Origin of the sequence: Rhodococcus jostii NBRC 16295, from assembly GCF_001894825.1 — a bacterium.
GTDB classification, from domain to species: Bacteria; Actinomycetota; Actinomycetes; order Mycobacteriales; family Mycobacteriaceae; genus Rhodococcus_F; species Rhodococcus_F jostii.
In genome coordinates, this window is the sequence record NZ_BCWY01000047.1 from 62,895 (window position 1) to 74,097 (window position 11,203).

Genomic DNA, 11,203 nt, shown 5'->3' on the forward strand with positions numbered 1-11,203 from the left:
TGCACACGGCCGCGGCGAGCAGGTTCGCCGTGATCACCCAGCCCACGGCGGCCGAATCGACACCGAGCTGGGAAGCCATGGCGGGGAGCAATGGCACCACTGCCGTCTGTATCACCGCCGTGGTCATGACGACGAAGCACAGTGCCGCGACCAGCAGCCGATCACGTGTCGCGGAGTGTCGAACCGGGTGGGGTCGCGCGACTGTGATCGACTCCTCGCCCGTCGCCACCATCTACTACAGATCCAGGATCAGCTTGGGTGTGCAACTCCGGGACACGCAGATCATCATTGCGTCGTTCTCCGCCTGCTCGTCCTCACTGAGGACGGAGTCGCGATGATCGGGAGTGCCGCCGAGCACCGCGACCTCACAGGTTCCGCAGGTGCCCTCGCGGCACGAGAAGTCGGCGTCGACGCCCTCCCGGAGGACGGCGTCGAGGATCGTCTCGTCCGCGGCGACCTGCACCGCCTTTCCCGTTCGGTCGAGTTGGACCTCGAAGGCACCGTCGTCGGCGCCTGCCGGAACCTCCTTCGGCGCGAAGCGTTCGACGTGGAGCGTGACGTGGGGGCGTTCGCGGCACGCCGATTCGATCGCCTGCAACAACGGTTCCGGCCCACAGCAGTAGACGACGGTTCCGGGCTCGACCTCGTCGAGGGCCGCGCCGAGATCGAGGTGGCCGTGCTGGTCCTGCGGACGAATGCGCACCCGTTCGGGGTGTGTTTCCGCGAGTTCGTCGGCGAATGCCATGCTCGCTCGGGTCCGGCCGCCGTAGAGCATCTGCCACGACGTTCCCTTCGCCTCCACTTCCCGCACCATGGGGAGAAGTGGTGTGATGCCGATCCCGCCGGCCACGAACAGGTACGAGTCGGCATCGACGAGCGCGAAGTGGTTCCGGGGGCCGCCCACCGCGACGACGTCGCCGGTGTCGAGCTTGTCGTGGACGAAGATCGAGCCGCCCCGGCCGTCGGCCTCGCGCAGGACCGCCACGGTCAGCGACGTCGTGTCACCGGGGTCCCCGCAGAGGGAGTACTGACGGGTGATCGTGTCGTCGAGGATCAGATCGACGTGCGATCCCGGCGTCCAGGCCGGGGCCGTCGCACCGTCGTGGTCGACCAGCGTGAGTCGCACGACGCCGTCCGCAAGCACCTCCTTGCCGGCAACCTGCATCTGCCGCCGCTCGTGGTTCGCAATGGTGGTCATTCACACGTCTCGTTCCGCTCGACTCCGCTTGTTCCTAAATCTTATGCAATTAGGTTAATGTCGCGCAAGGCGTCCACCGGAGCTGTTGCCCCGCGGCGACACCTGAGATAAACCTAAGCGCATTAGAATTTTGGATGGGAGTACTCGCTCATGGACCTGCCGGCGACCGAATCGGTGCTCGACCTGTTCCGTCTGACCGACCGCGTGGCTGTCGTCACCGGCGCGGGCAGCGGCCTCGGTGCGGGGTTCGCCTGCGCCCTCGCGGAGGCGGGCGCGGATGTCGTGGTCGCCGCACGAAGGCGCGACAAGCTCGATGCGGTCGCCCGGTCGGTGACCGAACGCGGTCGGGACTGCCTGGTGGTCCCCACCGACGTCACCGATCCGCAGCAATGCGACGCGCTCGCGCAGGCTGCGATCGACCGGTTCGGCAGGCTCGACGTCCTGGTGAACAACGCCGGGGTCACCCATGCCGCACCCGCCACCCGCGAGCGGCCCGAGGACTACCGGGCGGTGCTCGATGTGAACCTTTTCGGTGCCTACTGGGCCGCCCAGGCCTGCGCCCGGGTCATGGGGCCCGGATCGAGCATCGTCAACATCACCAGCATGCTCGGTCTGGTGAAGTCCGTGCTCCCGCAAGCCGCGTACTCGTCGAGCAAGGCCGGGCTCATCGGCTTGACCAGAGATCTGTCGAACCAGTGGTCCGGGCGGAAAGGCATCCGGGTCAATGCGATCGCACCGGGTTTCGTCGACACCGACATGATCGGCGAGATGTCGGCGGAGACGCTCGCGGCTTTCCTCCACGACTGCTCACTGGGACGGACCGCCACCCAGCGCGAACTCGACGCGGCGGTGGTCTTCCTCGCCAGCCGGGCCTCGGGATACATCACCGGGTCGACGCTGGCCGTCGACGGCGGAACCTCCGGTCACTGACCGACGAAAGGCGACAACATCATGCCCCTGACCACCCTTCGCACCGAACTCCGAGGCGACGGAGTCGTGCTCACCGCAGACCGATGGGAGCCGACCTCCCCGAGGAAGGGCATCGTCCTGCTTCTCCACGGCGGTGGGCAGACCCGCCATTCGTGGCAGCGCACCGGAATCCGTCTCGCCGACAACGGCTGGTGCGCACTGGCGATCGATGCCCGCGGTCACGGTGACAGCGAGTGGGCCGAGGACGGCGACTACGGCACCGACGCCCACGCGCGCGACCTCGCCGCCGTCGTCGCCGATCTCGGCGAGCCGCCGGTCCTGGTCGGAGCGTCCATGGGCGGAATGGCGTCGCTGGTCGCGCAGGGTGATCGCGCCATCGGTCGCGCGCTGGTCCTGGTGGACATCACACCCCGCGCCGAACCCGGCGGACTCGCCAAGATCACGGCATTCATGCAGAGCGGCCTTGCCGGTTTCGACACCCTCGACGACGCGCTGGCAGCAGTCGTCGCCTACAACCCGCACCGGCGTCGTCCGCCGCGGATCGAGGGCCTCCGCAAGAACCTTCGCCACCGCGACGGCCGCTGGTACTGGCACTGGGATCCGCGGATGATCACGCATCGGGAGAACAGCGTCGACGAGGCCGCGACCCGGGAGGCGCGGGCTCGTGCCGCGGCGCGCGCGGTGACCGTCCCGACCCTCCTGATCCGGGGCGCGCAGTCCGACGTCGTCAGCACGGACGGTGCGCGTGACCTGCTGGAACTGATCCCGACGGCCCGTCAGATCGACGTGGGCGGCGCCGGGCACATGGTCAGCGGCGACGACAACGACCTGCTCAGCGACGGGCTGCTCGACTTCCTCGACGAGGAGGTCGCCTACACCCATAAGGTGACCACGACCCGCTACGATTCACCTCACCATGCCAAATAACCATTCGAGCGAACACCCCCACCGGAAAGCCTGACATGCCCCGACCATCGAAGCCCCTGATCAGCCGTGCAGCTGCGGTGCAGGCGTCCATCGAGATCATCGATTCCGAAGGACTCGAGGCATTCAGTCTGCCGCGACTGGCCAAGCACCTCGGAGTGCAGGCGCCGTCGTTGTACCACCACTTCGCGGACAAGAGCGAGATCCTGTCCGCGGTGGCACGCCACATCGCAGGCGCCACCGTTGTGCGTCCCCGCCGCAAGCCCGGATCCGACTGGCCGGAGTTCTTCGTGGCGTTGAGCCTGAACTTCCGCCAGGCCATTCTCCGGCACCGTAACGCGGCGCCGATCCTCCTGCGGTATCTGCCCCGGGACCTCCTGATCGGCACCTACGAGGACACGGCCCGATTCCTCCTGGACTCCGGCGTCCCGACACATCTCCACGTTCAGATCCTGGACGGGATGGAGACATTGTCCATCGGCGCGGTCCTCACGGAAGCGATGCGCAAGCCGAGCACCCGCGCAACGATTTTCCCCAATGTCGATCCGGAGTCCCAGCCTCTCCTCGCGGAAGCGCTTGCCGCCAACGAACTCTCGTCGAAACGGTTGTTCGAGGAGATGATCCGCAGCTTCCTGTACGGGGTGATGCGGAACGAGGCAGGCGCCGGGAGCGCAACCGAGGAACGCTCCGCCTGACATCCTCACCAGCCGAGGGCGAAGGGCCCCTGGAACCGCACGTCTAGGGGCCCTTCGCCATCTCTGTGTCCTAGCCGACGGTCGCGGGCATGTGCACCGTCTTGATCTCGAAGAACTCCTCGAGGCCCTCGATCCCGCCTTCCCTCCCGACACCGGACTGCTTGTAGCCGCCGAACGGCACGGTGAAGTCGATGATGGCGGCGTTCACGCTGATCGTTCCGGTCCGGATACGCTGCGCCACCTCGAAACCGTGGTCGAGATCGTTGGTGTACACCGCACCGGACAATCCGTATATCGAGTCGTTGGCGATGGCGATCGCCTCTTCCTCGTCCTCGTAGGTGATCACGGAGATGACCGGACCGAAGATCTCCTCCTGCGCGACTCGCATGTCGTTGCGCACGCCGTCGATCAGAGTCGGCTCGACGAAGAAGCCGTGCTCGACCCCGGCGGGGCGGCCACCGCCGAGCACGATCGTCGCGCCCTCCTCCTCGGCCGAGGCGATGTAGCTTTCGACGCGGTCACGTTGCCGCTCCATGGCGAGCGGACCGAGGAATGTCGTCTCGTCCCACGGATTTCCCATCGGAAGGAAGCTCAGCGCACCCTTGAACGCCTCGATCACCTCGTCGTGACGCTTGCGGGACACAAGGACACGCGTCAGCGCGATACAGGCCTGACCGCTCTGCATGCAGCCACCGATGGGGAGAGACTGCATGACATGGCCCAGATCGGCGTCGTCGAGGATGATCGCCGCCGACTTGCCACCGAGTTCGAGGGACACCCGCGCGATCCGCTCACCGGCGAGTGACATGATGCGCCGTCCCGCGAGAGTGCTTCCGGTGAAGGTGATGTGATCGACGGAGGGATTGGTGACCAGCGTTTCGGACACGTCGCGATCGGCGCAGAGAACGCTGACGACACCCTCGGGAAGCACGCCTTCCGCCGTCAGTTCCCCGATGATGTCGGCGAATACGGACGGCGACAGCGGGGCCTCCGGTGCCGTCTTGAGGATCACCGAGCAGCCGGCAGCGAGGGCTGGGGCAACCTTGAACGCAATCGTCCCGATCGGCCCGTTCCACGGAATGATGGCCGCGACGACACCGGTCGGTTCCTTGAGGATCCGGGAGATCCCGCCGTCGGCCCGGGTCCGGTCCTCACGGGTGGAGAAGTCACGGGCCACCGCGGCGACGGCGCGGAACAACCCGGCGGTCATCTGCTGGGTCGGGCCGCTGACGGCCACGGGGATGCCGACCTCGATGACGCCGAGCGGGGTCAACTCCTCGACCCGCCGCTCGAGCCGGTTCGCGATCTCGTCGAGAACGTCGGCGCGCTCGGCCATCGTGCGCGACGCCCACACGCCGGAATCGAACGACGCGCGAGCTGCCTGCACGGCTCGTTCGACGTCTTCCGCAGTGGCGCTGCGGATTCGCGCGGCCCGCTTCTCTGTCCACGGGTCGACGAGATCGATCCACTCGTCTCCCGTCGACTCCACCCATCGGCCGCCCACGAACACCTGCTCGCGATCGGCGATCTCCGGCGGCGCTGCTGCCGCCGATTCTGTTGTCGTCATGGTCGGAAACTCCTTCGCTCAGCGATTGTTGTAACCGGCATCGACCGGCAGGGTCACACCCGTGACGTACCGCGCCTCGTCGGAGGCGAGGAACACGATGGCGTTGCTGATGTCGACGGCCTCGATCAGCTCGACCGGCATCGGATTCTTGTACGACTCGTCGTTCGCGACCTCGGGGTGCGAATTCACGAACTCGCCGTATTCGGCGTTGGCGACCATCGGGGTGTTCACACCGGTGGGATGCACGGTGTTGACTCGAATGCTGTGCTTGGCAAGCTGCTTCGAGTACAGCCGCATGAGACCGACGACGCCGTGCTTGGCCGCGGAGTAGCCGGCCTGACCGGGGAATGTGTTGAGCCCGATGCTGGTCAGGCCGGCAGCGGAACTGGTGATGACGATCGAACCGCCCTGACCTCGTTCGATCAGCCCGGGCACCGTCACCTCCAGTACGTGCCACACGCCGGTGAGCATCACATCGATGGCGTCGTGCCACGCCTGCGGCTGATCACCGGGTTCGATGACGGGCATGATGCCGGCGTTGGGCAGGACGATGTCGACGTGCTCGAACTGTTCGATTCCGGCGTCGTACGCACGCTGGACGTCCGCCCGGTTCCGGACGTCGCCGATCGACGTGACGATGGAGCCACCGGCCTCCTTGACCAGACGTTCGGTCTCGGCGAGGTCGTCCGTGGTGGCCATCGGATAGAACACCGAGTCGATCTGCTCGCAGATGTCCATCGCGATCACCGACGCGCCCTCCTCCGCCAGTCGAATGGCGTGCGAACGTCCTTGTCCTCGAGCCGCACCGGTGACGAATGCGACCTTTCCCTCGAGTCGTGCCATGACGTGTCCTCTCGTAACTGCTGAGTCGTGAATGTCGCTGGTGTGCAGGAATGTCGCGCAAGAATGCGCGGGGCATGAGCACGGGATGTGAGCCTGGGTTCGAGGAACGTCCGCCGGACGCCCTCCTCACGGACCCCGCCTGTGAGCCGTGTCACAGGACAGTAGCGCGACGTTCGCCGTTCGTCAACAGTGGAACATATATCGTTATTCGTCTCATGCCTCAGAGGTATCCGGGGGGCTCGTGCCAGTCACCGACCTGGTAACACGTGTGCGCCTCCTCCTGCTCGAACGACAGCAACCGGCAGAGGCGGACGGCACCGTCGTCCTCGGGATCGATTCTCATCAAGGCGATCTGGGCACCCGCGTCGCGCAACACCTCGAGCGCTCGCACGAGTAGGCCGGCACCCAGGCCACCGCCACGCGACTCCTTCTCGAGAACCAAGGCCCGGATCCACGCCGCCCGCAGGTCGAGGTGCGTGTGCAGCGTCGGATCCAACCAGACGAACCCGTGGGACCGGCCGGCGTCCCCGGACGCGACAACCACCGAACCGGTTCCGTAGGAGCGGCTTTCCGAGAGCTTCTCGAGCTGGGCCGACGACATTCCCGAGCGACTCAGCACGTCGTCGAGCGCCTTCACCGACTCCGGGTCGTCCAGCGCACGCAGCTCCTCCAGCCGGGACCCTTCCGGGACGGCCACCGGATCGAGCGGAACCGCGAAGGGCCCGGTCAGGCTGCGGAACAAGGTCCACAACCGGCTGACCGACGGGATCCTGAATCTGCGAGTCAGCCTCTCGGCCGCCGGATGCGTGCCGAAAGCCCAGGTCCGCAGTGCGCGCGCTCCGGTGCCCCTCCAGCCGTCCGGCCGGTCCACGTCGAGGCCGAGTTCCTCGACGAGCAACGTCGCGATTCCCCGCGATCGATAGTCGGGGTGAACGACGAACTGGACCGTCCCGAGGCCCTCGTCGTCCACAGCCACCTGGAGGTACGCCACCACGACGAGGGGCACATCCTCGAGGGCGCTCAACCCTCGGCGCGCCTTGACGGCAAGATGCGACACCCGCACCCCCGTGCGCGTCCGGGCCGTGACGTCCCGAGGTTCGATACGCGAGAACCCCGCTTCGTCGTCATATTCGGCGGCCGCGGCCACCAGGGCGAGCACTTCGTCGCGGTCGTCGTCTGCGAGTTCCTCGCACCACTGACAGGAAATCATCCGTATCACTCCTTATCGGACGGTGTCGCCCAAACCTAATGTTCATTGATTAAACCCGCAACGGCCGGACCTGCGAGGGTTTACACATAAATCTATGTGAGTTAGATTTAGGGAGTCGATCCACACCGCAATCGGAGACGGTGGCGGGTAGCGGCGACCACGCCGGCCCATCGACTCCGCACGACACTGGAGGAAACGCAATGACCGAGGTCGGAGCACCCCGCGAGGAACGCATTCGCCGGGCCCTGGATCACCTGCGCAACGACACGACGGACGAGTTCGACCACATCACCTGGTTTCGACCGGAGGAGTTCACCGATCCGGCCGTGGCCAAGCAGGAACGCGACCTCATCTTCGGACGTGTTCCCTCGATAGTCGCGCACGGCTCCGAGATCCCCCGCTCCGGCGACTTCTTCACCCTGCAGATGCCGCGGAACAACATCATCGTCGTCCGCCAGCGCGACGGCGGCGTCAAGACGTTCGTCAACCTGTGCCGGCACCGGGGCGCCCTCCTCGAGAAGGAGGAGAAGGGCCGCTGCCGCCTCTTCTCCTGCCCGTACCACCGGTGGTCGTACGACACGGACGGCACCCTGCGGACGATTACCCGTGACAACACCTTCGGGGAAACCGACACCACGAACATGGGCCTCGTGGAATTGCCGACCGAGGAGCGCCACGGTTTCATCTGGGTCGTGGACGAGGCGAACGCCGAGATCGACGTGGCGGGCTGGCTCGGCGAAGAGATGGATACGATCCTCGCCGGATACGACCTCGGTTCCAAGATCGCCTTCCAGGCCGAAGGATTCGACGAGCCGGTCAACTGGAAGATCATGCAGGACGCCTTCCTCGACGGCTACCACATCCAGTACGCCCACCCCAACACCGCAGCAAAACACATCCACACCAACGTGATGGCATTCGAGGACTTCGGCAGGCACTGCCGGTTCATCGCGCCGCGCAAGTCGATCGACCGGTGGATCGAGGAAGACCCCGGCGACCGGAGCCTGGCCAAGGACATCACGGAAACCCATTTCCTGCTGCCCAACAGCACCCTGCTGCGGCAGCCGGATCACTTCCAGCTCCTCACGTTCCGTCCGCACCCCACCGATCCGCAGCGCTGCCGCATGGAGATGCGCCTGATCGTGCCGCCGGTCGCGGACACCGAGATGACCGAGGAGAAGTGGACCCGCCTGTGGAACAAGAACTGGGAGATTCTCCTCGCAGTTCTCCACGCAGAGGACTTCCCGCTCCTGCGGGACTCCCAGCACGGCATGACGAGCGCCAACGCCGGACGGATGGTGTTGGGCCAGAACGAGGTCGCCAATCAGGTGTTCCGTCGCGAAACCCAGAAACTGCTGGCAACGAACTAACTGACAACACATGATGTGCGGGGCGCCCGGCGGGCGCCCCGCCGCAGGAGGAAAGCATGCAGAGCGATCTCTTCGACCGGGACCACGAACTGTTCCGCGAATCCGTCCGGGGATTCGTCGACAAGCACGTGGTTCCCCACCTCGAGAAATGGGACGCGGATCGCCTGATCGATCGCGAGACCTGGCTGGCAGCGGGTCGCCAGGGCCTGCTCGGACTGCCCGTCCCCGAGGCGTACGGCGGCCCCGGCGAACTCGACTACCGCTTCCGCTTCGTGATCCAGCAGGAGATTGCCCGCGTCGGCGCGTCGGCCCTGCAGTCCGGGTTCTCCACGAACGACGACATCGTCCTGAACTACCTGCTCCGTCACGCAAACGAAGAGCAGCGGCAGCGCTGGTTGCCGGGATTCGTCACCGGCGAGACCATCGGTGCGATCGCGATGAGTGAGCCTGCCGCGGGCAGCGACCTGCGCGCCATCCAGACCACTGCCGTCGCCGACGGCGACACCTGGGTGATCAACGGGTCCAAGACCTTCATCACCAGCGGAATCCTCGCCGACCTGGTGATCGTGTTCGCAAAAACCGATTCCGCGGCCGGCTCCCGCGGCTTCAGCCTCTTCGTCGTCGAGGACGGGACGCCGGGATTCAGCCGTGGTCGCAAGCTCGACAAGCTCGGTCTGCACGCGCAGGACACGGCCGAGTTGTTCTTCGAGGACGTCCGCATCCCGAAGGAGAACCTGCTCGGCGAGGTCGGTTCGGGGTTCGCGTACCTGATGCAGAGCCTTCCCCTCGAACGGCTCGGTATCGGCATCGCCGCGCAGGTGTCGGCCGAGGCGGTACTCGGCTGGACGCTCGACTACGTCAAGGAGCGCACGGCTTTCGGCAAGCGCGTCGGGGAGTTCCAGGGTCTCGGCTTCACGCTCGCCGAACTGCAGACGGCCGTCGAGGTGTCCCGCGCGTACATCGACCGGTGCGTGCGTGAGCACAATGCGGGCACCCTCACCGCCGTGGACGCGGCGAAGGCCAAACTCTGGGCCACGGAACTGCAGGGCCGCGTGATCGATGCCGGTGTGCAGTTCCACGGCGGCTACGGCTACATGATGGAATACCCCGTCGCGAAGGCATACATCGACGCGAGGATCCAACGAATCTACGGCGGCACCAACGAGATCATGAAGGAAATCATTCATCGCGATCTGATGAAGGCCTGAACGATCCGATCGATCGGGATGGGCGCGGCGCCGGGGCAACGCTCGCAGTTGAGGAGCTGGGACATGATCAGTGTACTCGCACGCGGGGTGACACTTCTCGGACTACTGCTGGCCCTGGGCCCGCCGTCCACGGCCGGAGCTGCCCCGGACCGCGCCCCCGAAGGTCCGCCACAGACGAGCTGGCCGGCCGCGTGGGCCTATTCCATCGAGCACCCCGATGCGCTTCCGCCGGGATTGAACGACTTCTCGCGCCGGCCGACTGCCGCACATCCGCGCCCGGTTCTCCTCGTCAACGGGACATTCGAGAACAGTTACGCCAACTGGGCGATGTACTCACCAAAGCTGAAAGCAGACGGTTACTGCGTCTTCGGTCTCAACTATGGTGGGCCCGAAACCGGCCCGTTCCATCAGACAGGTGACATGCGGGTGTCCGCACAGCAGGTCGGCGACTACGTCGATACGGTTCTCGCCGCCACCGGTGCAGACAGGGTCGACATCGTCGGGCACTCCCAGGGCGGTCTCGTGCCGCTGTACTTCATCAACCGGTTGGGTGGGCAGTCGACGGTCGGCACGATGGTCGGAGTCGCTGCCGCAACCCACGGCATCAGCGCGTACGGGATGCTGAATCTCCTCGCCATGAACCCTCAGGCGAAGGATCTCGTCGGACAGGTGATTCCCGCAGTCGACGACGGCACCGCCGGTTCCGCGTTCGTCACGGAAACCGGCGTGGGCGGAATGACCCGCCCGGAGGTCGACTATGCGACCGTCAGTTCGCGATCCGATCTCGTCGTGCAGCTGAGCGAATCGCAGCTACCACCCGGTCCGAACGTGTCCAACATCGTGGTCCAGGACTTCTGCGCCGAAGATCAGACCAATCACGGAACCATGGTCTACGACGACGTCACACTGCGAGTCGTCCGGAACATCCTCGATCCGGCAACGGCAGTCGCCCCTGCCTGCCATGCCGTTGCGCCACTGCCCTGATTGACGTCCTCTCGGCCGTGAACGACCGAGATTCCCCTCGAGACTCACGTCCCGAAGTTCCTGTTTCACCGACAGTCGCCTCCCCACACTTCATGTGCGGGGCGGTCTCACACCATCTCCGCAGGCTGCCACCGTCAGTCCGACGGCCACAATGTTCTTCGCCGCATTCACATCCCGGTCATGGACGACGCCGCATCGGCACGCCCACTCCCGCACGTCAAGCGGCATCGTCGACGCGATCGACCCACACACCGAGCACATCTTCGACGACGGA

At 65.9% G+C, this 11,203-nt stretch carries 11 protein-coding genes and 1 pseudogene; 6 read left to right on the top strand and 6 right to left on the bottom strand.

What is annotated here, in order from left to right:
* Positions 1-16 precede the first annotated feature (16 nt).
* Both RJ1_RS48935 and RJ1_RS27030 read right to left on the bottom strand, forming a co-directional pair.
* Positions 17-232, bottom strand: a pseudogene (locus RJ1_RS48935) (MFS transporter); the annotation flags it as partial.
* A gap of 3 nt (positions 233-235) precedes the next feature.
* Positions 236-1,198 (bottom strand): PDR/VanB family oxidoreductase, encoded by a 963-nt coding sequence (locus RJ1_RS27030; RefSeq protein ID WP_073365598.1) that lies wholly within the window; start codon positions 1,196-1,198, stop codon positions 236-238.
* A gap of 150 nt (positions 1,199-1,348) precedes the next feature.
* On the opposite strand from RJ1_RS27030, the gene RJ1_RS27035 reads away from it, so the two are divergent.
* From RJ1_RS27035 to RJ1_RS27045, 3 genes are read left to right on the top strand one after another with little or no spacing between them, the layout of a single operon-like run.
* Positions 1,349-2,128 carry an SDR family NAD(P)-dependent oxidoreductase gene (locus RJ1_RS27035; protein WP_073365599.1) on the top strand — a complete coding sequence of 260 codons (780 nt, stop codon included), beginning with the start codon at positions 1,349-1,351 and terminating at the stop codon, positions 2,126-2,128.
* A 21-nt stretch (positions 2,129-2,149) separates the two neighbouring features.
* Positions 2,150-3,055, top strand: coding sequence for an alpha/beta fold hydrolase (locus tag RJ1_RS27040; protein WP_073365600.1), 906 nt, complete (start codon positions 2,150-2,152; stop codon positions 3,053-3,055).
* A gap of 35 nt (positions 3,056-3,090) precedes the next feature.
* On the top strand, positions 3,091-3,747 hold the full coding sequence (locus RJ1_RS27045; protein ID WP_073365601.1) for a TetR family transcriptional regulator: 657 nt from the start codon (positions 3,091-3,093) through the stop codon (positions 3,745-3,747).
* Positions 3,748-3,817: 70 nt separating this feature from the next.
* Here RJ1_RS27045 and RJ1_RS27050 read toward each other — a convergent pair whose 3' ends face one another.
* From RJ1_RS27050 to RJ1_RS27060, 3 genes are all read right to left on the bottom strand, one after another.
* Entirely contained in the window at positions 3,818-5,314 is a 1,497-nt protein-coding gene (locus RJ1_RS27050; protein ID WP_073365602.1) for an aldehyde dehydrogenase, read from the bottom strand.
* Positions 5,315-5,332: 18 nt separating this feature from the next.
* A complete protein-coding gene (locus RJ1_RS27055) occupies positions 5,333-6,157 on the bottom strand; it encodes a mycofactocin-coupled SDR family oxidoreductase (protein WP_073365603.1) in 825 nt (274 codons plus the stop codon).
* A gap of 220 nt (positions 6,158-6,377) precedes the next feature.
* Positions 6,378-7,367 (bottom strand): GNAT family N-acetyltransferase, encoded by a 990-nt coding sequence (locus tag RJ1_RS27060; RefSeq protein WP_073365604.1) that lies wholly within the window; start codon positions 7,365-7,367, stop codon positions 6,378-6,380.
* 200 nt (positions 7,368-7,567) lie between these two features.
* Here RJ1_RS27060 and RJ1_RS27065 point away from each other — a divergent pair, with 200 nt between their 5' ends.
* The 3 genes from RJ1_RS27065 to RJ1_RS27075 all read left to right on the top strand — a co-directional run bounded on the left by RJ1_RS27065 (position 7,568) and on the right by RJ1_RS27075 (position 10,929).
* Positions 7,568-8,737, top strand: a complete 1,170-nt coding sequence (locus tag RJ1_RS27065; protein WP_073365605.1) for an aromatic ring-hydroxylating oxygenase subunit alpha — start codon at positions 7,568-7,570, stop codon at positions 8,735-8,737.
* A 56-nt stretch (positions 8,738-8,793) separates the two neighbouring features.
* Positions 8,794-9,945 (top strand): acyl-CoA dehydrogenase family protein, encoded by a 1,152-nt coding sequence (locus RJ1_RS27070; RefSeq protein ID WP_073365606.1) that lies wholly within the window; start codon positions 8,794-8,796, stop codon positions 9,943-9,945.
* Positions 9,946-10,008: 63 nt separating this feature from the next.
* Complete coding sequence (locus tag RJ1_RS27075) at positions 10,009-10,929, top strand: esterase/lipase family protein (RefSeq protein ID WP_073365607.1); 921 nt, start codon at positions 10,009-10,011, stop codon at positions 10,927-10,929.
* A gap of 90 nt (positions 10,930-11,019) precedes the next feature.
* On the opposite strand, the gene RJ1_RS27080 is transcribed toward RJ1_RS27075, so the two are convergent.
* Positions 11,020-11,203 (bottom strand): zinc ribbon domain-containing protein (locus tag RJ1_RS27080; RefSeq protein WP_143169564.1); only part of this gene is annotated, 184 nt, incomplete at its 5' end.